The organism is Streptomyces sp. SLBN-31, from assembly GCF_006715395.1.
Lineage (GTDB): Bacteria > Actinomycetota > Actinomycetes > Streptomycetales > Streptomycetaceae > Streptomyces.
Genome location: NZ_VFNC01000003.1, coordinates 137,629 through 160,934 on the forward strand (window position 1 = coordinate 137,629; position 23,306 = coordinate 160,934).

Below are 23,306 nucleotides of genomic sequence, written 5' to 3' on the forward strand. Positions count from 1 at the left end.
GCTCCTCAGAGCGAGCCGTGGAAGGTGCGGTTGATGACGTCGAGCTGCTGCTCGCGGGTAAGGCGGACGAAGTTGACCGCGTAGCCGGAGACCCGGATGGTCAGCTGCGGGTACTTCTCGGGGTGCTCCATCGCGTCCTCCAGGGTCGCCCGGTCGAGGACGTTGACGTTCATGTGGAACCCGTCGTCGGCCACGAACCCGTCCAGGACTCCGGAGAGGTTGGCGACGCGCTCCTCGGGAGTACGGCCCAGGGCGTCCGGGGTGATGGTGTTGGTCAGCGAGATGCCGTCCTCCGCGTCGTCGTACGGGAGCTTGGCGACGGAGAGCGCCGAGGCGATGTAACCGTGCTCGTCCCGCCCGTTCATGGGGTTGGCGCCGGGCGCGAAGGGGGTGCCCGAGCGGCGGCCGTCGGGAGTGTTGCCGGTCTTCTTGCCGTAGACGACGTTCGAGGTGATCGTCAGGACCGACTGGGTGTGCACCGCGTCGCGGTACGTCGGGTGACGGCGGACCTTCTCCATGAAGTCGTGGACGATCCAGCGGGCGAGGTCGTCGGCCCGGTCGTCGTTGTTGCCGTACGCCGGGTACTCGCCCTCGATGACGTAGTCGACGGCCAGTCCGGTTTCGTCCCGCACGACCTTCACGCGTGCGTGCTTGATGGCGGACAGCGAGTCGGCCGCGACGGACAGGCCGGCGATGCCGCACGCCATGGTGCGCAGGATCGCCCGGTCGTGCAGGGCCATTTCGAGGCGCTCGTAGGCGTACTTGTCGTGCATGTAGTGGATGACGTTGAGCGCGTGCACGTACGTCTTGGCGAGCCAGCCGAGCATGGCGTCGTAGCGGGCCAGAACGGTGTCGTAGTCGAGGTACTCGTCGGTGATCGGTTCGAAGCCCTCGACGACCGGCTTGCCGGTCTTCTCGTCGCGGCCGCCGTTGATGGCGTAGAGGAGGGCCTTGGCGACGTTGACGCGGGCACCGAAGAACTGCATCTGCTTGCCCATGGCCATCGCGGAGACGCAGCAGGCGATGGCGGTGTCGTCACCGTACTTGGGGCGCATGAGGTCGTCGGACTCGAACTGCAGGGCGCTGGTGTCGATGGCGACCTGGGAGGCGTACTTCTTGAAGGCCTCCGGCAGGCGCGGGGACCAGAAGACGGTGAGGTTGGGCTCGGGGGCCGGACCGAGGTTGTAGAGCGTGTTGAGGGCGCGGAAGGTGGTGCGGGTGACCAGGGGGCGCCCGTCGGTGCCGATGCCGCCCATGGACCAGGTGACCCAGGTGGGGTCGCCGGAGTAGAGCTCGTTGTACTCGGGGGTGCGCAGGAAGCGCACGATGCGGAGCTTGATGACGAAGTCGTCGATGATCTCCTGGGCCTCGGACTCGGTGAGCAGGCCGGCCTCGATGTCGCGCTGGAGGTAGATGTCGAGGAAGGCGTCGATGCGGCCGATCGACATGGCGGCGCCGTTCTGTTCCTTGACGGCGGCGAGGTAGGCGAAGTACAGCCACTGGACGGCGTCGCGACCGGTGCGGGCGGGGCCGGAGATGTCGTAGCCGTAGGAGAGGGCCATGGCCTTGAGTTCTTCGAGGGCGCGGATCTGCTCGGAGATTTCCTCGCGTTCCTGGATCACCTCCGCACTCGGCCAGAGGACTTCGACTGCGAGTTTGTCCGCTCGCTTCGCGACGATGAGCCGGTCCACGCCGTAGAGGGGGACGCGACGGTAGTCGCCGATGATGCGGCCGCGGCCGTAGGCGTCGGGCAGGCCGGTGATGATGCCGGAGGAACGGCAGGCGCGGATCTCGGGGGTGTAGGCGTCGAAGACACCGTCGTTGTGGGTCTTGCGGAGCTTGGTGTAGATCTCCCGGACGGCCGCGTCGGGCTCGTACCCGTAGGCCTTCAGGGCGGCCTCGACCATGCGCCAGCCGCCGTTGGGCATGATGGCGCGCTTGAGCGGGGCGTCGGTCTGGAGGCCGACGATCAGGTCGAGGTCGCGGTCGATGTATCCGGGGGCGAAGGCGTCGATGCGCGAGGGCGTTTTGGTGTCGACGTCGTAGATGCCGCGCTCGATCTCGGTCGGGAACATCCCGAGGAGCTGGTTCCAGACCTTGTCGGTGCGTTCGGTGGGGCCGGCGAGGAAGGAACCGTCGCCCTCGTAAGGGGCGTAGTTGTGCTGGACGAAGTCGCGGACGTCGACGGTGTCGCGCCACAGGCCGCCGCGGAAGCCCTTCCAGGCGTCTCCTTGCGGGGACGGTTCGCGCGGCGTCTCCTCGGCAGGGGTGACGGGAGTGGTTTCCGCAGGAGTGGCAGTCATGGCCGAGACCTTCCGCATCGCTTCGTGGGTACGGATCCATTGCACGCCGACGCGGGCGCCGCAGGGAGTTGCGTTGGTCCCCGATCTCGGTCCAAAGGTCCTATCGATAATCGATCAGAACGTCGACGGAGGCCAATGACCTGGCCTTTTCAATGGGACCTTAGGACCGAGACCGCTTGTGAATTGCTTCACAAGAATTTCGGCAGGTTATCTGGTGTGCTTGGGTCCATGACGTCCAGCGCGACTCCTCCCCCGGCGCCCTCCGGCGCGCACGAACGCCACAGACCGCTGCGCCGGCTCACCGCGCGCGGCCGCGACGAGGCGCATCGTGTCGCTTCGCCGCTCGAGCTCTTCTTCGACCTGTGCTTCGTCGTGGCCATCGCCCAGGCGGGCGTCGGCCTGGTGCACGCCGTGGCCGAGGGGCACGCGGGCAACGGCATCATGAGCTACGCGATGCAGTTCTTCGCCATCTGGTGGGCCTGGATGAACTTCACCTGGTTCGCCTCGGCGTACGACAACGACGACGCCCTCTACCGGGTCGTCACCCTCGTCCAGATCGCCGGCGTCCTCGTCCTGGCCGCCGGAATCTCACGGGCCTTCGAGGACCACGACTACACCGTGGTCTGGCTCGGCTACCTGATCATGCGGCTGGCGATGGCCGCGCAGTGGCTGAGAGCGGCGAGATCGGCACAGGGCGCGGAGAGAACCACCGCCCTTAGGTACGCGGGCGGCATCCTGCTGTGCATGGTCGGCTGGCTCGGACTGGTCGTGCTGCCCGAACCGGCCCGTCCCTGGGTCTTCCTGGTGATGGCGATCGCGGAGCTGTGCGTGCCCCTCTACGCGGAGAAGGACTCCAGTACGGCCTGGCACCCGCACCACATCGCCGAGCGCTACGGGCTGTTCACCATCATCGTGCTCGGCGAGACGATCGCCGCCGCCACGGTCGCCGTGAAGTCGGGGGTGGACGAGCACGACGCACTGGGCGAACTGCTGCCGATCGCCGCCGGCGGACTGCTCATCGTCTTCGCCGCCTGGTGGATCTACTTCGTCGTGCCGATCCACGGACGCCTGCGCACCAGCAGGCAGGCGTTCCTCTGGGGTTACGGCCACTACCTGATCTTCACCTCGGCCGCGGCGGTCGGAGCGGGACTGGAGGTGGCGGTGGAGCAGGCGGTCGGCAAGGCGCACATCTCCACGCTGGCCGCGTCGGCCGCGGTGACCCTGCCTACGGCGCTGTACCTGCTCACGGTGTGGGCGCTGCACTCCCGCTACTTCAAGGTGGGCATCGCGCAGCAGCTGGTGCTGCCCGTCACGGCACTCCTGGTGATCGCCTGCACTTTCCTGGGCGACTGGGCGGTGCTCGCGGCCGGCATCGTGTCGGGGCTCGCGGTGGCGACCGGTGTGACCCTGACGGCGCGCATGGTCGCCAAGGGGCGCCGGGCGACGGGGGCAGGCGGGGAGCGCGTAACCACTCCGGTCCGCTGAAGGGCCCGCTCACGTCATGGGTCCGGTCCACACTGGGTCCATGGCAGTTGACGCTTTGACCGACGTCATCGGAGTGCGCGTAGGGCACGCGACGCGCACCGGTGACGGCCGGCTCACCGGAACCACCGTCGTCCTCGCCCCCGAAGGCGGCGCGGTGGCCGCCGTGGACGTCCGTGGCGGCGGCCCCGGCACGAAGGAGACCGACGCCCTCGACCCGCGCAACCTCGTGCAGAAGGTGGAGGCGGTCGTGCTGACCGGCGGCAGCGCGTACGGGCTCGACGCGGCTTCCGGGGTGATGGGCTGGCTGGAGGAGCAGGGGCGTGGAGTGCGCGTAGGGCCGGATCCGGCGCACGTCGTGCCGGTGGTGCCCGCCGCGTGCGTCTTCGACCTGGGGCGGGGCGGCGACTTCCGCGCCCGGCCCGACGCCGCCGCCGGGCGGGCCGCGGTCGAGGCGGCCGCGGCCGGCGCGGTCGGCGCGCCCGTGCCGGAAGGGTGCGTGGGCGCGGGAACGGGCGCGACAGTCGGGCCGCTCAAGGGCGGAGTGGGTACCGCGAGCGCTGTTCTCGGCTCCGGGGTCACGGTGGCGGCGCTGGTGGTGGCGAACGCGGCGGGCTCGGCGATGGACCCCGAAACGGGCGTCCTGTACGGGGAGTTGTTCCAAGGGCGGGTGAACTACCCGGAGGCGGGCGTGCACGAGGCAGCGCGCCGACGTCTCGCCGAGTGCGCGGCGAAGAACGGGCGCCCGCCGCTCAACACCACCCTCGCCGTGGTCGCCACCGACGCGGACCTGTCGAAGGCGCAGGCGCAGAAGCTCGCCGGCACGGCGCACGACGGCATCGCACGCGCCGTGCGGCCGGTCCACCTGCTCAACGACGGCGACACGGTGTTCGCGCTGGCGACGGGAGCGCGCCCGCTCGACGCCGAACACCCCCTCGCCCTCAACGAGATCCTCGCCGCGGGCGCGGACCTGGTGACACGGGCCATCGTGCGCGCCGTGCGCGCCGCGGAGTCGGTGGACGGGCCGGGCGGGGCGTGGCCGTCGTACGAGGAGTTGTACGGGAGCCGGTGAGCGGCGGCCCCCGCACACGCGGGGCGCGCCGCCCGAGTCCGCAACGCGCGCCGCGCCGCGCGCGCCGCACCCGCGCGCCTGCGCCCCCCACCAGCCACAATGCCTCTCCCCCACATTGTCCCGGTTCTGTCACGTGACGGCGTCCAAGGCGTACGGGCGGGAACCTCCCGGACCACCCGCCCCCTCTTTCACCACGCACTGGAGCGGAGCACGCACACCACGAAAACCGGGAGCAGCACGTGAAGACGCCGAACATGGCAGCGCGGCGCGCACTGGGGGCAAGTGCCGTCCTGATGGTCGGCGCCCTCACCCTCACCGCCTGCGGCGGTGACGCCAACGCCGACTCGAACAGCGACAGCAAGACCGGCAACAGCTCGGCCAAGACGTCCACGGCGAAGATCACCATCTCGGCGAAGGACGGCTCGACCGCCGGGTCCATCAACACGACCGGCGTGAAGGTCAGCGGGGGCAGACTGACCGACGTGAAGATGACGGTGGCGGGAACGGGACAGTCCGTGCCGGGTTCGATATCCGGCAACGGCGGCGCCTGGAAGCCGAACGGACAGTTGGAGCGCGGGACCAAGTACCAGATCTCGGCGACCGCGAAGGACTCCAACGGTCGTACGGCCGCCGCCAACTCCATCTTCACCACGGTCACTTCGGCGAACAGCTTCATCGGAACGTACACGCCGGACAACGGGACCACGGTCGGGGTCGGGATGCCGGTGTCGTTCAACTTCGACAAGGTGATCAGCGACCGGAAGGCCGTGCAGTCGCACATCACGGTCATCTCCAGCAGCGGGCAGAAGGTGGTCGGGCACTGGTTCGGGTCGCAGCGGCTCGACTTCCGGCCGCAGGAGTACTGGAAGGCCGGCGCCAAGGTCACCATGAAGATCGACCTGGACGGGGTCGAGGGCGCGAACGGCGTCTACGGGGTGCAGAAGAAGTCCGTCACCTTCACCATCGGGCGCTCGCAGGTCTCCACGGTCGACGTGAACACGCAGACCATGACCGTGGTGCGGGACGGCAAGACGTTCAAGACGCTGCCGATCTCGTCGGGCAGCCCGGAGCACACCACGTACAACGGGCAGATGGTGATCTCCGAGAAGTTCGTGCAGACGCGCATGAACAGCCAGACGGTGGGGCTGGGCGGCGAGTACGACATCCCGGACGTGCCGCACGCGATGCGACTGACGACGTCGGGGACGTTCCTCCACGGCAACTACTGGTACAACAAGGGCAACCCGCCCTTCGGCCGCGAGGGCACCAGCCACGGCTGCGTGGGGCTCGCGGACGTGCAGGGCGCGCAGGGTGCCACGAACGCCAAGTGGTTCTACGACAACTCGCTCATCGGGGACGTGGTGATCGTCAAGAACTCCCCCGACAAGACGGTGGCGCCGGACAACGGACTCAACGGCTGGAATCTGCCGTGGAACGAGTGGGTCGCGGGAAGCGCCGCGTGATCGCCGTACACGCACTCATGATCGCCTCAAGGGCCGCCTGAGCAGCGGATTCTGACAGGTCATCGGGCCGTGTGGGAATTTCTCACACGGCCCGCTCGTTTTCCGTGCGCACGTTTTCTCGGTTCCCGGACATGATGTCCGACCGAGGGGCTACGGTATGCACCCACAAGGTGACATGCAGCAACGCCGGGAGAAACCTTGAGCGTTCCGTACGAGACAGCAGCGTACGAACCACCCGAGTCGCCCGAGTCTCCGGAGGAGCACCTCGCGCGACTCCTCGGCCGTGCCCTGAACTCCTTCGAGCTGCCGGACGAGGTCATACAGCGCCTCGACTGCGCGCTGGCGCACGACAGCTCGCTGCACTCCGCGCACCACAGTTCGGGGCTGCACCGCGAGACGTACCGGCACACATGGCTGCTCGCCGACGGCTCGGCACTCACCCTGTGGGAGCTCGTGCACAACCCCGCGCCGGGCAGCGCCGCCCAGCACGAGGTCTACGTCGACGAGGAGGAGCTGCGCGCCGCCACCGCGCGCCTGCCCCTGCCGCCGGACACCCCCGACTTCGAGTTGCCGGTGACGGTGCAGTTGTCGCCTGTGCCCGCGCCCCGGCACGCGTATGTGCCGGACGACTCGGCGGACCACGCGCGCCGGCTCCTGCGCCGCGCGGAGAACGCCGACCGGCCGGGCGCGGAGACGGCCGCTTTACTCACCACGGCGTTCGCGCACCAGATCACGCAGGCCTTCGGGCGCCCCTGCCGCGTGCGGCGCGCGGGACTGTGCTTCGCGCTCTACGAGCACGCGTTCCTGCTGCGTGACGGCGAGGAGCTCTCCCTCTGGGAGGTCGAACACACGGCGACGCCCGACGGGCGGCACATGTGCGAGGTGTACGTCACGGAGGACGCGGCCCGGGACGCCATGGAGCGGCGGGCGGCGCAGGTCTCCTGAGGAGCGGACGGCGCCCAGCGCCCGTCCCCCGCGCCCGATGTCAATGCGCGCCCCGGCGTGCGGTTCGGTCGCGCGCCCCCGGCGTGCGCCTCAGCGGCCGTCGCTGAGCTGTCGTACGAGCCCCGCGAACGCGGCTCTCTCCGCCGGGGTCAGTTCGACCGACTCCAGGTGAGGAGCGGACTGGCGCCGGCGCGGGAGGACGCCCGGACTGCGGCGGACGGCGAGCCGCGGACCCGGCCCGAAGTGACCGCGGCGAGCGAGGGCGTACAGGGCGAATACCCAGAGGGCAGCGGTGAGGAGGAGTATCGCCGCGCCCATCGACTGGAGAACAGGGACGTGCTCATCAGGCATGCGCCCAGTAGACACCACGGTCCGGACCCTTGGGTCCGGACCGTGACGTATCTCGCAGGTGGCGTGAACCACTCACAGCGCCTCAAAGAGACATACGGAGCCTTACGCCGCGACCGGCTGCTTCGCCTCCGCCGCAGCGGCGGCCGCGCCGTCCGCCTTGCCGGTTCCCACGACGCCGGGTGCCGGCTTGCGCATGCCCTTCAGTACGACGACCAGGGCGGTGGTGACGCACACGCCGACCGCGATGGCGATCAGGTAGAGGAAGGCGTTGCCGATCAGCGGGACGACGAAGATGCCGCCGTGAGGGGCGCGCAGGGTGGCGCTGAAGGCCATCGACAGGGAGCCGGTGATCGCGCCGCCCACCATGGCGGAGGGGATGACGCGCAACGGGTCGGCGGCGGCGAACGGAATGGCGCCCTCGGAGATGAAGGAGGCGCCGAGGACCCAGGCGGCCTTGCCGTTCTCGCGCTCGGTCTCGGTGAAGAGCTTGCCGCGGACCGTGGTGGCCAGAGCCATCGCCAGCGGCGGCACCATACCGGCCGCCATGACCGCCGCCATGATCTTCATCGCGGAGTCGCTCGGGTTGGAGACGGCGATGCCAGCGGTGGCGAAGGTGTACGCGACCTTGTTGACGGGGCCGCCGAGGTCGAAGCACATCATCAGGCCGAGCAGAGCGCCGAGCAGGATGGCGTTGGAGCCGGAGAGGCCGTTCAGCCAGTCGGTCATGGCCTTCTGGGCGGAGGCGATGGGCTTGCCGACCACGACGAACATCAGGAATCCGACGATCGCCGAGGAGATCAGCGGGATGACCACCACCGGCATGATGCCGCGCAGCACCGGTGGGATGTCGATCTTCTGGATGGCCATCACCACGCCACCGGCCAGCAGACCGGCCACCAGGCCGCCGAGGAAGCCCGCACTGATCGTGGAGGCGATCATGCCGCCGACGAAGCCGGGGACGAGACCCGGGCGGTCCGCCATGCCGTAGGCGATGTAGCCGGCCAGTACCGGGACCAGGAAGCCGAAGGCCACGGCGCCGATCTGGAACATCAGGGCGGCCCAGCTGTCGGTCTGCGTCCAGACGAAGTGGTCCATCACCGAGGGCGCCGACTTGATCTTGTATCCGCCGACCGCGAATCCGAGGGCGATCAGCAGACCGCCGGCCGCGACGAACGGGACCATGTAACTCACGCCGGACATCAGCCACTTGCGCAGCTTCGTGCCGTACCCCTCGCCGGAGTCGCCGGCGCGTTCGACCGGCGTGCCCGCGCCCGAGGGGGCGCCCGCGGTCACCTCGCCGCGCGTGGCCTTGCCGCGCACCTCGGTGATCAGCTCGCCGGGCCGGTTGATGCCGGCCTTCACGCCGACGTCGACGGTGGGCTTGCCGGCGAAGCGTTCCTTCTCCCGTACGGGGACGTCGTGCGCGAAGATCACGCCGTCCGCCGCCGCGATGACGCCCGGGTCGAGCCGGGTGAACCCGGCCGAGCCCTGCGTCTCGACGACGACCTCGACGCCCGCCTCACGGCCCGCGTTCTCCAGCGACTCGGCCGCCATGTACGTGTGGGCGATGCCGGTCGGGCAGGAGGTGACGGCGACGATGCGGAACGGCCGCTCGGCAGGGACGTCCTCGGCGGTGGCGCCCGCGCCCGGCGCCGGGGCGGTGCTGTCCGTGGCGTCGTCGGCGGAGGCCGCCACCGACGACGCCACGGAGTCCTCGGAGGCGCCCTTCGTGGCGCCGGCGCCCTCGGCCGCCGCCTCGGGCGCCTCGTCCCCGCGGATCAGCGCGGCCGCGGCCGACGCGTCCCCCACCGACCGCAGCGCGGCCGTGAACTCCGCGTTCATCAGCTGGCGGGCCAGCGACGACAGGATCGTCAGGTGGGCGTCGTCGGCACCGGCGGGCGCCGCGATCAGGAAGATCAGGTCGGCGGGGCCGTCCGCCGCGCCGAAGTCGATCCCCGCGGTGCTGCGCCCGAAGGCGAGCGTCGGCTCGGTCACGTGCTCGCTGCGGCAGTGCGGGATGCCGATTCCGCCGTCCAGGCCGGTCGGCATCTGCGCCTCGCGCGCCGCCACATCGGCGAGGAAGCCCTCCAGGTCGGTCACCCGGCCCAGGGCCACCATGCGTTCGGCGAGGGCACGCGCCGCCGCTTCCTTGGTGTCGGCGGACAGGTCGAGATCGACCAGATCCGCGGTGATCATGTCGCTCATCGCGGGCTCCTTAGCACGCGTATCGCCCGTGGAGTGGGGTGGGCGGGGGTGGGGACAGGGGTGCTGTGGGGGGTGGCGGGAAACTCGGGGCCGCCGCTGTGGGCGGGGCCGGCGGTGTGGGCGGTGCCGGCGGAGGCGGGGCCGGGGAAACCCCGCCTCCCGGTGGGGACAGGGCGGCTCAGGTGGCCCTGCCCCCCGTCGGCCGCGGCGAGTAACGGGGAGCCTCGCCGCCCGGGGGCCGTGGGACGGAAACCGGAAACGGGGGTGGTGCGGACGTTCATGACACGGGCTCCGACAACTCGCGGTCCACCGGCACGTCAGCGGTCACCGTCACCGCCGCCAGGTCCAGGTCGCCGGGCGTCGGCATCACGCTGCCGGGCAGCTGGACGGCCGCCGCGCCGTGCGCCACCGCCGAGGCGAGCGCCTCCGGTCCGCTGCCGCCGGCGATCAGGAAGCCGGCCAGGGACGAATCACCGGCACCCACGTTGCTTCGTACGACGTCCACGCGCGCGCTGCCGAACCATGCGCCCGCGCCGTCCACCAGGAGCTGTCCGTCGGCGCCCAGGCTCGCGAGCACGGCGCGCGCGCCCATCTCGCGCAACTCCTCGGCCGCCTTCACCGCGTCGCCCACCGTGGCCAGGGGGCGCCCGACTGCCTCCGCGAGCTCCTCGGCGTTCGGCTTCACCACGTCGGGCCGCTCGCGCAGCGCCTCCAGGAGCGCACGCCCCGAGGTGTCCAGCGCGATCCGTGCGCCCCCGGCGTGCGCCCGCGCTACGACATCGGCGTACCACGCCGGCGCGAGCCCTCGCGGCAGGCTCCCGCAGCACGCGATCCAGTCCGCGTCGCGCGACTGCGCGCGCACCGTCTCCAGCAGCAGTTCCTGCTCCTCCGCCGACAGTTCCGGACCCGGCGCGTTGATCTTGGTCAGCACGCCGTCCGCCTCGGCGAGTGCGATGTTGGAACGGGTGGCCCCGGCAACCGGCACCGGCGCGACCTCGATGCCCTGGGCGTCGAGCAGGTGGGCGACGAGCGCGCCCGGCGCACCACCCAGGGGCAGAACCGCCACCGTGCGCCGTCCGGCGGCCGCGACGGCGCGCGAGACGTTCACGCCCTTGCCGCCCGGGTCCATGCGCTCGCCGGTGGCGCGGATGACCTCGCCGCGGTCGAGCGAGGGGACCTCGTAGGTGCGGTCGAGGGAGGGGTTGGGGGTGACGGTGAGGATCATGCGCGCACTACTTCCGTGCCGCCGCGCTCGATGTCGACGGCGTCTTCTCGGCTCAGCCCGCTGTCGGTGATCAGCAGGTCCACGTCGCTCAGGCCGCCGAAGCGGGCGAAGTGCTCCTGGCCGTGCTTGGAGGAGTCGGCGAGCAGCACCACGCGGCGGGCGGCGGCCACGGCCGCGCGCTTGACCGCGGCCTCGGCGAGGTCGGGGGTGGTCAGACCGTGCTCGGCGGAGAAGCCGTTGGCCGCGATGAACAGCACGTCGGCGCGGATCTCGCCGTACGCGCGCAGCGCCCACGCGTCGACGGCGGCGCGCGTGCGGTGCCGTACGCGCCCCCCGACGAGGTGGAGCTGGATGCCCGGATGGTCTGCGAGGCGCGCGGCGATCGGCAGGCTGTGCGTGACGACGGTGAGGGAGGACTCCAGCGGGATCGCGGCGGCGAGGCGTGCCACCGTCGTACCCGCGTCGAGGATCATCGTGCCCTCGGTCGGCAGTTCCGCCACGGCGGCCTTGGCGATGCGGTCCTTCTCGTCAGTGGAGGTGCCCTCGCGCTCGGCGAGGTCCGGCTCGAAGTCGAGGCGTCCGGCCGGTATGGCGCCGCCGTGCACCCTGCGGACCAGGCCGGCGCGGTCGAGAGCCTTCAGGTCCCGGCGGATGGTCTCCGCCGTGACCTGGAACTCCTCGGCCAGCGATACGACGTCCACGCGGCCGCCGTCACGGGCGAGCCGGAGGATCTCCTGCTGCCGCTCGGGTGCGTACATCTCCGTTCGCCTCCGCCTCGATGTCCGAGTGTCTCCACCTGATGCCCGAACTTGTGGTTTCTCAACGGAGGCTACGCCCGGATTTCCGGAAAGTAAACAGTCCCGGGCATCATCCGGACACAAACGGGCCTCCCACCCCCTGTCGGACACAAACGGGCCTCCCACCCCCTGAGGGAGTGGGAGGCCCCACGGTCGGCGCGCCTCCGCCGCGGCAGCGCGCGCCGCGCGAACGCGCCCGTCCGCTACACCGCCGCCACCGAGACGTCCGTACCGTCGTGGACGTCCGTACCGTCGTCCACGTCCGTACCGTCGCCGACGGCCGTACCGTCGCCGCCCCCGACCTGCTGTGCCGCCCGCCGTGGCAGCGCGAACATCAGCAGGAAGATCGCCCCCATCACGGCCGCCACCCACCCCAGGGCGTGCTGGAAGGCGTTCACGTACGCCGGCCCCATCTGCGCGGACGTCAGCCGGTCCCCGACGACGCCGAAGAACACCACCGACACCAGGCCGAGGCCCAGCGCGTTCCCCATCTGCTGCACCGTGTTGATGAGCCCGGACGCCGAGCCGGCGTGCTCGCGCGGTACGTCCGTGAGCACCGCGTCCGTCAGGGGCGCGACGATCAGACCCATGCCGACGCCCATCACGACCAGCGGCAGCGCCATCTGCCAGGAGGCGATGCCGAGGCCGTACCGCTCGGACTCCCAGATGTAGAGCAGTACGCCGGCCACCATCAGCAGCGCGCCCGCCTGCAGCACCTTCCGCCCGAAGCGCGGCACCAGTTTCTGTACGGACAGTCCGGCCGCCGTCGAGACCGCGATGGAGAAGGGGATGCCGGTCAGGCCCGCCCGCAACGGGCTCCAGCCCAGGCCGATCTGCATGTACAGCGTCCAGACCAGGAAGAACACGCCGAGCGCGACCCCGAAGACGGTCTGCACGGCGATACCGGCCGCGAAGCTCTTGACCCGGAACAGTGAGAGCTCGACCAGCGGCGAGCCGTCCCGCTCCGCCTTGCGCCGCTCGTACGCCACCAGCGCTCCGAAGACCAGCAGCGCGCCGGCCATCGAGGCGTACCCCCACAGCGGCCAGCCCAGCTCGCGTCCCCGGGTCAGCGGGTAGAGCAGCATCAGCAGCCCCAGTGTCACCAGGGCCACGCCCACCAGGTCGAGTTTGAGTGCCCGCGGCGCCTTCGACTCGGTGATGAAGCGGCTGCCCAGGATCAGGCCCGCGACGCCGACCGGCAGGTTGATGAGGAAGATGGGCCGCCACTCGAGCCCGAACAGGTTCCACTCCGTCAGCAGGGCGCCCAGCAGCGGACCGAGCACCGCGCCCAGGCCCACGACGGCCCCGAAGAGCCCGAACACCTTGCCGCGCTCGTGCGCCGGAAAGGTGGCGTGCACGATCGACAGCACCTGCGGCACCATCATCGCGGCCATACCGCCCTGCAGGACGCGCGAGGCGACGAGCATCTCCGGGTTGGCGGCGAAGCCGCACAGTGCCGAGGCGAGGGTGAAACCGCCGATCCCGATGAGGAACAGTCGCTTTCGGCCATGAATGTCACCGAGGCGGCCTCCCGTGATCAGTCCGGCGGCGAAGGCCAGGGCATAGCCGGCCGTGATCCACTGGATCTGGCTGAAGGAGGCGCCCGCGTCCCACTGGATCGACGGGATGGCGACGTTGACGATCGTGACGTCGACGAGGTCCATGAAGGCCGCGGTCATCACGATGGCGAGGGCGAACCAGCGGCGCCGGTCCGGCGGTACGACGGGGTTCTCGATGCGGTTCATAGCTCGAAGCTATGACCTCAGTAGGACAGAACAGGTCCTACTTCTGCGGCATCCTCGACAGCATGACGACGGACACCCCGGCCCGGCTCCTGACGCTCCTCTCCCTCCTCCAGACACCCCGCGAATGGCCCGGCGGAGAGCTCGCCGAGCGGCTCGGGGTGTCCCGGCGCACGGTCCGCCGGGACATCGACCGGCTGCGCGAACTCGGCTATCCGGTACAGGCCACCATGGGCGCCGACGGCGGCTACCGGCTGGTGGCGGGCAAGGCGATGCCCCCGCTGGTCCTCGACGACGAGGAGGCCGTGGCCATCGCGGTGGGCCTCAGGGCAGGCGCCGGGCACGCCCTCGAAGGCGTCGACGAGGCCTCCGTACGGGCCCTGGCGAAGCTGGAGCAGGTCCTGCCCTCCCGCCTGCGCCACCGCGTCACCACCCTGCAGGCCGCGACCACTCCGCTGACCAGCGGCGACGGGGCGAGCATCGCGCCCGAGACGCTGACCGTCATGGCCTCCACGGTCGCCGGGCGGGAGCGGCTGCGCTTCGCCTACCGCGCCGGCGACGGAACGGAATCACGGCGCCTGACGGAGCCGTACCGGCTCGTGTCGACCGGACGCCGCTGGTACCTCGTCGCCTACGACCTCGACCGCGCCGACTGGCGGACCTTCCGCGTCGACCGGGTGAGCGAGCCCTTCGCGACCGGCGCGCGGTTCGCTCCGCGGGAGCTGCCGACGGGGGACGCGGCCGAGTACCTGCGCCGCTCGATGCAACGCCAGCAGGAGGTCTACGACTTCGAGGTCACCTTCGCCGCGCCCGCCGAGGCCGTCGCCGCGAAGGTCCCGGCATGGCTGGGGACACCGGAGCCCCTGGACGCCAACTCCTGCCGGCTGCGGGGCAGATCCGGGGACGCGCCCGAGTGGACCGCGGTACGGCTGGCTCTGCTGGGCTTCGAGTTCACCGTGCAGGAGCCTGCCGAACTGGTGCGGCAGGCAGGGGAGTTGGGCGCGCGGCTGACACACGCCGCGGGTGGGTGACGGCGCCGGACGCCGACCGCCGCGCCACAAGAAAACCGCGCCCTCCCCCGGGACACCGCGCTCGACCACTCCTCCCCCACGACCCCGCGCTCGACCACGCCTCCCCCGCGCCCCCGCGGCACCTACGCCTCCCCCGCGATCCCGTCCCACGGAAAGTCCCGCACCGCCTCCAGATTCCGCAGCGCCAGCGCCCCCGGGCCCTGCTCCCCGCTCGCCGGCGCCCCGCCCGCCGCCCACACCTCGACGGCCACCCGTACGGCGGCCCCGGCGACGGCGGCGGCGAACCTCAGCCGCGGGGACCCGGCCACTCGACTGCCAACGTTGTCACGCCCATCGCCGTCAGAACCTCCCTGGCCGCCGCCGACGCCGTCAGAACCTCTCCGGCCCCCAACGGCGTCCCCGCCACCCTCCCAGGCCCCCGCCACCAGCCTCTCCGCCAGCACCTCCCCCAGCCGCCCCTCCGACTCCTGGCACACCTCGGCCCAGACCTTGGCCAGCGCCGGGCTGTCGTCGGTCAGGCGGATGAGGGTGCGGACCAGTTCCCAGGAGGCCGCCGAGACGCCGGCGCCCGGGGTGAGGGTGTGGCGGACCGCGTGTTCCAGGGCCTGGGGGACGGAGAGGTGGGCGGGGGCCTCGGCGAGGGCCTCCGTCCAGCGCTGGGCGCCCGCCGCGTAGAGGGGGGCGACGGCCTCCTCCTTGGTCGCGAAGTAGCGGTAGAAGGTGCGGGGGGCGACTCCCGCGGCCTGGGCGATGTCCTCCGCGCGGGTGGCACGCAGGCCCTGCCGTACGAACAGGCCTGCCGCGGCGCGGGCGATCTCCATCCGGGTCGCGGCCTTGCGCCGCTCGGTCAGGGAGAGCGGCGCCGCCGTGGAGGAGCGGGGGGTCGGTGCGGGGGTGGGGCTGCTCACATTCGGCAGGCTATGCCGATGTGGCACAATCTGCCACCGGCGGGCCACCCCGGGGTTCAGGTTCGGGGTGCCCCGCCCTCCAACGTGCGCGGAAACGCCCACCATGCGTGAAGACGCCGACGCCTGCATGCGGAAAGCGTCGGCCGCGGGAAAGCCCACGGACGAAAAAGAGCCGGGCTACGACGCCCGGGGGGAGGGCGCCGAAGCCCGGCTCAGGGAGAGTCCCGGCGCCGGGGGGGGTGTGCGTCGGGACTTGGTCCGGAGGGTCGTTCAGAGGCAGCCGTGCCGGTCCGGATCGCCCCGAACGCCTGTCGGTTCGCCCGAACTCCTGTGCCCTGAAGTCTTTTTCCCAGGGCACCGCCTGTTGAAGCGGCGTTACGCGCCATGTTTGCGCGGTCTTCCGCCACCCGGCGTACGCGGCCCACGACCGTCGTACGCCGCCGCGGCGGGCCGGCTCGCACGCGCCCCCACGCGCACGCCCCGGCCGCAGCCACCGTCGGTGTTACGCAGCCGCCTCGAAGCCGGTGTCGCGGGCCAGCTTCTTCAGCTGCAGCAGCGCGTGCTTCTCGATCTGACGGATGCGCTCGCGCGTCAGGCCGTGCTCCTTGCCGACCTCGGTCAGCGTGCGCTCGCGGCCGTCCTCGATGCCGTAGCGCATCTTGATGATGGAGGCCGTGCGCGGGTCGAGGCGGCCGATGAGGTCGTCCAGCTCCTCGCTGCGCAGCAGGGTGAGGACCGACTGCTCCGGGGAGACCGCGGAGGTGTCCTCCAGCAGGTCGCCGAACTGGGTCTCGCCCTGGTCGTCCACCGACATGTTCAGGGAGACCGGGTCGCGGGCCCAGTCCAGGACGTCCGTCACGCGATCGGCGTTGGAACCGAGTTCGGCCGCGATCTCCGCGGGCTCCGGGTCGCGGCCGTGCTCGCGGTTGAACTCGCGCTGCACACGGCGGATCCGGCCCAGCTCCTCGACCAGGTGGACGGGGAGGCGGATGGTGCGGGACTGGTCGGCTATCGAGCGGGTGATGGCCTGACGGATCCACCAGGTCGCGTACGTGGAGAACTTGAAGCCCTTGCGGTAGTCGAACTTCTCGACCGCGCGGACCAGCCCGGCGTTGCCCTCCTGGATGAGGTCCAGCAGGGGCAGGCCGCTACGGGGGTAGCGACGGGCCACGGCCACGACCAGACGGAGGTTGGAGCGGATGAAGATGTCCTTGGCGCGCTCACCCTCGGCGACGAGAGCCTCCAGCTCCTCGCGGGTGGCCTCGGCCTTGGACTCCTCGTACCCGTCGAGAACCTGTCGCGCGAACACACCCGCCTCGATGATCTGGGACAGCTCGACCTCCTTGGCGGCGTCGAGCAGCGGTGTGCGCGCTATCTCGTCGAGGTACATGCCGACCAGGTCGCGGTCTGCGATCTCGCCGCCATGAGCGCGAACACTGCGTGCCGCGTCACCGGTCTCGCCGGCGGCGGACTGACGACGGGCGACGGCACGGGTTGCCATGCGTGCTCCCTTGTGATGGTGGGCTGGCGGGTGGTCCTTCAGACGTCGGCACTCGTCTTCGAGTACCGCTCAGCACCTTTGTCGGGTGCCCTGCGTCTGATGGAAACAACGACTGGAATCCGGACAGAATTCCCAACCCGTCCCTCGTTTTTTCTGATCATGCAGTACCCTGTCCGGCCACACGAGGAGGTCTGATGCCGTCGGAGCGTGCAGAGGTGCAGGTCAGGCCGGGAGTCGAGAACGACCTCGAAGCCCTCACCGACATCTACAACCACTACGTACGTGAGACGCCCATCACATTCGACACCGCCGCCTTCACTCCCCGGGAGCGCCGTCCGTGGCTGCTCTCCCACCCTGAAGACGGGCCGTACCGCCTGTTGGTTGCCACGGAAGCGGACACACAGGAGATTCTGGGCTACGCCACATCCAGCCCTTATCGAGCCAAGCCCGCGTACTCGACCTCTGTGGAGACGACGGTGTACGTGGCCCCGGACGCGGGCCGGCGCGGCATCGGCACCCTGCTGTACAAGGCCCTCTTCGAGGCCCTGGGGGGCGAGGACCTGCACCGCGCCTACGCGGGCATCGCTCAGCCCAACGAAGCGTCCACGCGGCTGCATGAACGCTTCGGGTTCCGTCACGTCGGTACGTACCGGGAGGTGGGCCGGAAGTTCGGCCGTTACTGGGACGTCGCCTGGTACGAGAAGGAGCTGTAGGCGGGGCCGCCCCGGCGGTCAGCCGAACTGCACCGACCGCTTCGCCAGCCCCATCCAGAAGCCGTCGATCACCGACTTCTGCGCGTCCAGTTCGCCGGCCGCGTCCGCGGCGCCCATGGTGACGAAGAGCGGGGCGAAGTGCTCGGTGCGCGGGTGGGCGAGCCGGCCGGCCGGCGACTTGTGCAGGAAGTCGAGCAGCGCGTCGACGTCGCCGTCCTCCAGCCTGCCGTGCCCCCAGTCGTCGAACTCGGCCGACCAGCCGGGCACCCCCTGTCCGACGTGCCGCAGCGCGGCCAGGTTGTGGGTGAAGAAGCCGGAGCCGACGATCAGCACGCCCTCGTCGCGCAGGGGCGCCAGCTTGCGGCCGATCTCCATCAGCTTCACCGGGTCGAGCGTGGGCATGGAGATCTGCAGTACGGGGATGTCGGCGGCCGGGAACATCTCGACGAGCGGGACGTACGCGCCGTGGTCCAGCCCCCGGTCCGGGATGTCCTGCACGGGCACGCCCGGCGCGCGCAGCAACTTGCGGACGGACTCGGCGAGTTCGGGGGCGCCGGGGGCGTCGTAGCGGACGCGGTAGTAGTGCTCGGGGAAGCCCCAGAAGTCGTAGACGAGCGGGACCGTCTCGACCGCGCCGAGGGCGAGCGGGGCCTCCTCCCAGTGGGCGGAGACCATGAGGATCGCCTTGGGGCGGGGCAGGTCCGCGGACCACGCGGCGAGCTGGCCGGGCCAAACGGGGTCGTCCGCGAGGGGCGGCGCGCCGTGGCTGAGGTAGAGGGCGGGCATGCGCTCCGGCGTTTCGGCGGACATGACGGTGACTCCCGAGGGTTCCTGTGGCCTGTTGAACGGATGATGTCGGCCGGATGGTTGAAATCTAAAACTCTATGAAAAGACGGTACGCGTCATTTGTTTAAATTTCAAGGAGAGGTCTCGTACAGTGGATGCATGAAGACGGCACCCACCTCCGCTGCACCCGCCCCCGCGGCACAGGAGCCCCCCGCGGACACCCCCTGGCTCTCCGACGAGGAGCAGCGCGTCTGGCGCTCCTACATCCACGCCACCACGCTCCTGGAGGACCACCTCGACCGCCAGCTCCAGCGCGAGGCGGGCATGCCGCACGTCTACTACGGCCTCCTCGTCGCCCTCGCCGAGGCTCCGGACGGCCGGCTGCGGATGACCGAGCTGGCGATGAAGGCGAAGATCACCCGCTCCCGCCTCTCCCACGCCATCGCCCGGCTGGAGAAGAACGGCTGGGTGCGCCGCGAGGACTGTCCCTCCGACAAGCGGGGCCAGTTCGCGGTGCTCACCGAGCAGGGCCACGAGGTGCTGCGGCGGACCGCGCCGGGCCACGTCACGGCTGTACGCCAGGCGGTGTTCGACCGTCTGACCCCCGAACAGCAGAAAGCCCTCGGCGAGATCATGCAGATCGTCGCCGAGGGGCTGCAGCCCGACGAAGCGGGCGCGGACCTGCCCTGGCTCCGCTGAGCCGCTCACTCAGCGAACCAGGGCAGGTCCTGGGGTCGTACGCAGGAGGCGTCCCCTTCCTCCTACGTACGAGTGGTTCCGAAGGGGTACGGCCGGGCGGCCGCCGTCAGTGGGCGACCACCGGCACGGCCAGCTCGTCCTCGACGCCCTCCTCGGACCCGGCCACGGCGGTCGAACCGGGTCGGCCGGCGTTGACCAGGGTCACGACGACCACGGCGGCCAGGACCAGCATGCCGACCGCGATCCAGATCGCGTTGGTGTAGCCGTGCACCGCACCCTGCATCTGCACCAGCTGCGCCTGCGACTTGGAGGTCGCGGAGGCGATGTGGTCCTTGATGTACGCGGTCGTCGCGGAGGCGGCGATCGTGTTCAGCAGGGCCGTGCCGATGGCGCCGCCCACCTGCTGCGAGGTGTTGACCATCGCGGAGGCGACACCGGCGTCACGGGGCTCGACGCCCAGCGTGGCCAGGGACATGGCCGGCATGAACGCCGTACCCATGCCGAGACCGAGCAGCAGCATCGAGGGCAGGATCGTCGAGGCGTACGACGAGCCGATCTCCAGCTGCGTCATCAGCAGCATGCCGACGGCGGCGACCAGGAAGCCGGGGCCCATCAGCGCCCGGGCCGGAACCCGGGTCATCAGGCGGGCGCCGATCTGGGTGGAGCCGATCATCATGCCCGCGATCATCGGCAGGAAGGCGAAGCCCGTCTTGATCGGTGAGTATCCGTTGATGACCTGCAGGTAGTAGGTCAGGAACAGGAAGGTGCCGAACATCGCGATGATCGCGATACCGAGTGAGAGGTAGATGCCGCCGCGGTTGCGGTCGGTGATCACCCGCAGGGGCAGCAGCGGGGCCTTGACCTTGGCCTCGGTGACGACGAAGGCCAGCAGCAGCACCGCGGAGGCGACGAACAGGCCGACCGTCAGGGAGTCGCCCCAGCCGTCGGACTCGGCGCGGGTGAAGCCGTAGACGAGCGAGACCAGACCGAGGGTGGACAGCAGCACGCCCGGGATGTCGAGCGGGTTGCGGTTGCGGCCGCCCTCCGGCTCACGGATGACGAAGTAGGCGCCCAGCGCGGCGACGATCGCGAACGGGATGTTGACGAAGAACGTCCAGCGCCAGTCCAGGTACTCGGTCAGCACACCGCCGAGGATGAAGCCGACGGCGCCGCCGCCACCGGCGATCGCGCCGTAGATGCCGAACGCCTTGGCACGCTCCTTGGCGTCCGTGAACATCACGGCGAGCAGGGAGAGCGCGGCGGGCGCGAGCATGGCACCGAAGACGCCCTGCAGGGCACGGGCGCCGAACATCATGGCGCCGCTGGTGGCCGCCCCGCCGAGCGCGGAGGCGGCGGCGAAGCCGGTCAGACCTATGACGAAGGCCCGCTTGCGGCCCCACAGGTCGGCGATCCGGCCGCCGAAGAGCAGCAGACCGCCGAAGGCCAGGGCGTAGGCCGTGACGACCCACTGCCGGTTGCCGTCCGAGATGCCCAGGTCGGCCTGGGCGGAGGGCAGCGCGATGTTCACGATGGTGGCGTCGAGGACGACCATCAGCTGGGCGAGCGCGATGAAGACGAGCGCCTTCCAGCGGTTGGAATCGGCGGCACCTGGGGTGCTGCCGGGAGCCTTTACGGCTGTTTCAGACATGGGGGTACCCACTTCGGGACTTCGTGACGGAAAAAGGCTGTCGTAAGGGGACGGCTCGCCCAGGGCGAGAACCGGTCAGTCGGTGGTGGTGTGTGTCAGGTCTCGGGAGTTCTGACCGCCGCGAGCGGCGGAACTCATCGGCTGTACTAGTCGCAGGGCCGGCGCAGGTCCTCCACGGTGACGGGCGCGCCCGGCAGGACCGATCGGGCCGGGGCCCGCAGTCCGTCCAGGAACATTTGCAGATGGCGGTGGACGAAGCGGTCGCTGGTGAGGCAGTCCGTGCCCGCCGGGGGCCGGCTGAGCTGGGCCACGACGACCATCAGGTCGCCGACGCCGACGTCGGTCCGCAGCTGGCCGGCCGCCTTGGCACGGTCCATCAGCGACGCGACGATCTGCTCGCACCGCTCACGGGCCGCTTCGAGATCGGGGTGGTTCTGGTCGAAGGTGCTCTGGACCATCGGGCACAGCGCGCTGATCCGCTCGTCGGCGGCGATGTGCACGAAACGCTCGAGCGCCTCGAAGGCGTCCCCGGTCTCCGCGAGCGCCTGCTCGGCCGCCTCCGACGTCCGGTCCATGACGGAGCAGACGACCTCGCGGACGAGCGCGTCGCGGTCGGGGAAGTTGCGGTACACCGTGGCGTTGCCGACGCCGGCCCGGCGGGCGATGTCGTCGAGCGGCACGTACGGGCCGAACTCGGTGAACATCTCGCGGGCGGCGGTGACGATCCGCTCCCGGTTGCGCAGGGCGTCGGCACGCGGCCGGGTCACCTTGCGCTGCGCGGGCTTCGCGGTCGTCGTGGCGGTCACGGTGGACTCCTTGGCTTTCTGTTCTGCGCGATCCGGGGAAGCTGTCCCCGTTTCGCTCGGACACCTGACTAAACGGGGAGACGCTCCCCGGTTATTTCGGGTTGAGGAGAAGTTATGACGTGACCTGCGTCACATCCCACTGATGTTCGCATCACGGCCCGCTCTCCGTCCGACCCCACGTTCGGACTCCTCCAGCGAGCGCCCGCCCACCCCGCGACCGAGGGTGATCGAAAGGGCGCAGCCCGACACCGGCGGCTGCCAGGACGAAGGGCCCGTACATGCAGCTCAGCCGTCGGATACGTCTGCGCCGCGTCGCCGCCCTCGCGTCCGTCACCGCCATGCTCCTCGCGGTCAGCACCTCGGCCGGTAGCGGGCACCTGCGGACACCGGCCAGCGCGGCCGGGGCGGGCCCGATCACGGCGGCCCGCGGCTCGGCCTTCGGCCCCTGCATGATCAGCGGCGGTCACACCGTCCAGATGTCGGAGGGCGTACCGACCTCCGCCGGCTACTCCCGCTCCACGGGCACCGTCCACGCCCTGACCCTGATGGTCGACTTCCCCGACGCCCCCGGCCCCGGCGACGCGCTCGACCGCTACCGCGAGTTCTTCCCGCAGACCGCGAGATGGTTCCGCACCGCCTCCTACGGCCGCCTCGACTACCGCCCCGAGGCCCCGATCCGGCACTGGCTGCGCATGCCCAAGCCGTTCAAGGCGTACGGCATAGAACGCGGCGCCCCCTTCGACCCCGGCTACCGCGACCTGGTCCAGGACATCGTCGGCGCGGCCGACCCCAAGGTCGACTTCCGCGACTACGACTTCCTGAACGTCCTGATCACCCCGAACGCGGGCCCCTCGGCGCTGGACACGGTCCTGTCGGTGACCTTCGCCGGCAACACGGAGGCGCCGGTCGCCGACGGCGTCCCGGTGGCGAACGCCTCCTTCGTCTACTCCCGCCAGGACGACGGCTCCGGCTCCTACGGTCGCACCGGCTACCGCGTACTCCCCCACGAGAACGGCCACGTCTTCGGCCTCCCCGACCTCTACACACAGGAGGGCGGGGGCGCGGTCGGCCACTGGGACATCATGAGCGAGGACTGGGGTGCCAACAACGACCTCCTGGGCTGGCACAAGTGGAAACTGGGCTGGCTGGACGCCTCCCAGGTCGCCTGCGCGGCGGCGCACGGGACGATGTCGTACGCCCTGACGCCCCTGGAGCGCGCGGGCGGCCCGAAACTGATCTTCGTCCCCCTCGGCCCCCGGACGGGGTACGCCGTCGAGGTCCGCACCCGCGCGGGCAACGACGAGGCGGTCTGCCGGCCGGGAGTACTGATCTACCGCGTCGACGCGGACGTGGACACCGGGATGGGCCCGGTGACGGTGTACGACTCCCAGCGGGACAGCGGGGGGTGCACCCGGAGCCCGAACGTACAGGCGGAACTCTCGGACGCGCCGTTCGGCGTCGGGGAGGTCTTCAAGGACATGAAGAGGGGAGTGTGGATCGAGGTGGCGGGGGTGGGGGCGGATGGGGGGTATCGGGTGGTGGTGGGGCGGCGGTGAGGGAGGGGGGCGGTTGCCGGGGCGCGAGGGTGGGGGTGCCGTTTACGGTAGGGCTGCCCTGACCGCCGTACCG

At 70.8% G+C, this 23,306-nt stretch carries 19 protein-coding genes; 8 read left to right on the forward strand and 11 right to left on the reverse strand.

The features are described 5' to 3' along the window. Positions 1 to 5: 5 nt before the first annotated feature. Positions 6 to 2,303, reverse strand: a complete 2,298-nt coding sequence (pflB, locus tag FBY22_RS38165; protein WP_142152756.1) for a formate C-acetyltransferase — start codon at positions 2,301 to 2,303, stop codon at positions 6 to 8. Between the two features lie 228 nt (positions 2,304 to 2,531). Between pflB and FBY22_RS38170 the strand changes: the two genes are divergently transcribed. The 4 genes from FBY22_RS38170 to FBY22_RS38185 all read left to right on the forward strand — a co-directional run bounded on the left by FBY22_RS38170 (position 2,532) and on the right by FBY22_RS38185 (position 7,265). Continuing rightward, entirely contained in the window at positions 2,532 to 3,788 is a 1,257-nt protein-coding gene (locus FBY22_RS38170; RefSeq protein WP_142152757.1) for a low temperature requirement protein A, read from the forward strand. A gap of 40 nt (positions 3,789 to 3,828) precedes the next feature. After that, the gene (locus FBY22_RS38175) at positions 3,829 to 4,857 is read left to right on the forward strand and encodes a P1 family peptidase (RefSeq protein ID WP_142152758.1); all 1,029 of its coding nucleotides are present in this window, start codon (positions 3,829 to 3,831) and stop codon (positions 4,855 to 4,857) included. A 293-nt stretch (positions 4,858 to 5,150) separates the two neighbouring features. Beyond that, positions 5,151 to 6,320, forward strand: a complete 1,170-nt coding sequence (locus FBY22_RS38180; protein ID WP_142154556.1) for an Ig-like domain-containing protein — start codon at positions 5,151 to 5,153, stop codon at positions 6,318 to 6,320. A 198-nt stretch (positions 6,321 to 6,518) separates the two neighbouring features. Continuing rightward, the gene (locus tag FBY22_RS38185) at positions 6,519 to 7,265 is read left to right on the forward strand and encodes a DUF6227 family protein (protein ID WP_142152759.1); all 747 of its coding nucleotides are present in this window, start codon (positions 6,519 to 6,521) and stop codon (positions 7,263 to 7,265) included. Positions 7,266 to 7,355: 90 nt separating this feature from the next. Here FBY22_RS38185 and FBY22_RS38190 read toward each other — a convergent pair whose 3' ends face one another. From FBY22_RS38190 to FBY22_RS38210, 5 genes are all read right to left on the reverse strand, one after another. Next, positions 7,356 to 7,616: a hypothetical protein gene (locus FBY22_RS38190; RefSeq protein ID WP_142152760.1), complete on the reverse strand. Its 261-nt coding sequence runs from the start codon at positions 7,614 to 7,616 to the stop codon at positions 7,356 to 7,358. Between the two features lie 102 nt (positions 7,617 to 7,718). Beyond that, positions 7,719 to 9,821, reverse strand: coding sequence for a fructose-specific PTS transporter subunit EIIC (locus FBY22_RS38195; protein WP_142152761.1), 2,103 nt, complete (start codon positions 9,819 to 9,821; stop codon positions 7,719 to 7,721). Between the two features lie 277 nt (positions 9,822 to 10,098). Further along, a complete protein-coding gene (gene pfkB, locus FBY22_RS38200; RefSeq protein ID WP_142152762.1) occupies positions 10,099 to 11,046 on the reverse strand; it encodes a 1-phosphofructokinase in 948 nt (315 codons plus the stop codon). Beyond that, complete coding sequence (locus FBY22_RS38205; RefSeq protein WP_142152763.1) at positions 11,043 to 11,804, reverse strand: DeoR/GlpR family DNA-binding transcription regulator; 762 nt, start codon at positions 11,802 to 11,804, stop codon at positions 11,043 to 11,045. Before FBY22_RS38205 ends, pfkB begins: the two co-directional genes overlap by 4 nt. Positions 11,805 to 12,046: 242 nt before the next feature. After that, complete coding sequence (locus FBY22_RS38210) at positions 12,047 to 13,588, reverse strand: MFS transporter (protein WP_260845350.1); 1,542 nt, start codon at positions 13,586 to 13,588, stop codon at positions 12,047 to 12,049. Between the two features lie 62 nt (positions 13,589 to 13,650). On the opposite strand from FBY22_RS38210, the gene FBY22_RS38215 reads away from it, so the two are divergent. Beyond that, complete coding sequence (locus tag FBY22_RS38215) at positions 13,651 to 14,616, forward strand: YafY family protein (protein WP_142152764.1); 966 nt, start codon at positions 13,651 to 13,653, stop codon at positions 14,614 to 14,616. Positions 14,617 to 14,738: 122 nt separating this feature from the next. Here FBY22_RS38215 and FBY22_RS38220 read toward each other — a convergent pair whose 3' ends face one another. Both FBY22_RS38220 and FBY22_RS38225 read right to left on the reverse strand, forming a co-directional pair. Then, positions 14,739 to 15,524: a TetR/AcrR family transcriptional regulator gene (locus FBY22_RS38220; protein WP_260845351.1), complete on the reverse strand. Its 786-nt coding sequence runs from the start codon at positions 15,522 to 15,524 to the stop codon at positions 14,739 to 14,741. Between the two features lie 502 nt (positions 15,525 to 16,026). Next, a complete protein-coding gene (locus tag FBY22_RS38225) occupies positions 16,027 to 17,025 on the reverse strand; it encodes an RNA polymerase sigma factor RpoD/SigA (RefSeq protein ID WP_142152765.1) in 999 nt (332 codons plus the stop codon). 194 nt (positions 17,026 to 17,219) lie between these two features. Here FBY22_RS38225 and FBY22_RS38230 point away from each other — a divergent pair, with 194 nt between their 5' ends. Continuing rightward, complete coding sequence (locus tag FBY22_RS38230) at positions 17,220 to 17,738, forward strand: GNAT family N-acetyltransferase (RefSeq protein ID WP_142152766.1); 519 nt, start codon at positions 17,220 to 17,222, stop codon at positions 17,736 to 17,738. Between the two features lie 18 nt (positions 17,739 to 17,756). Here FBY22_RS38230 and FBY22_RS38235 read toward each other — a convergent pair whose 3' ends face one another. Then, the gene (locus FBY22_RS38235; RefSeq protein WP_142152767.1) at positions 17,757 to 18,548 is read right to left on the reverse strand and encodes a dioxygenase; all 792 of its coding nucleotides are present in this window, start codon (positions 18,546 to 18,548) and stop codon (positions 17,757 to 17,759) included. Positions 18,549 to 18,683: 135 nt separating this feature from the next. On the opposite strand from FBY22_RS38235, the gene FBY22_RS38240 reads away from it, so the two are divergent. Next, entirely contained in the window at positions 18,684 to 19,223 is a 540-nt protein-coding gene (locus FBY22_RS38240) for a MarR family winged helix-turn-helix transcriptional regulator (protein ID WP_142152768.1), read from the forward strand. Between the two features lie 106 nt (positions 19,224 to 19,329). Here FBY22_RS38240 and FBY22_RS38245 read toward each other — a convergent pair whose 3' ends face one another. Beyond that, positions 19,330 to 20,871, reverse strand: a complete 1,542-nt coding sequence (locus FBY22_RS38245; RefSeq protein ID WP_142152769.1) for an MFS transporter — start codon at positions 20,869 to 20,871, stop codon at positions 19,330 to 19,332. 146 nt (positions 20,872 to 21,017) lie between these two features. Then, positions 21,018 to 21,677 (reverse strand): TetR/AcrR family transcriptional regulator, encoded by a 660-nt coding sequence (locus FBY22_RS38250; RefSeq protein WP_142152770.1) that lies wholly within the window; start codon positions 21,675 to 21,677, stop codon positions 21,018 to 21,020. Positions 21,678 to 21,955: 278 nt separating this feature from the next. Here FBY22_RS38250 and FBY22_RS38255 point away from each other — a divergent pair, with 278 nt between their 5' ends. After that, positions 21,956 to 23,233 carry a M6 family metalloprotease domain-containing protein gene (locus FBY22_RS38255; protein ID WP_142152771.1) on the forward strand — a complete coding sequence of 426 codons (1,278 nt, stop codon included), beginning with the start codon at positions 21,956 to 21,958 and terminating at the stop codon, positions 23,231 to 23,233. The last annotated feature ends 73 nt before the right edge of the window (positions 23,234 to 23,306 follow it).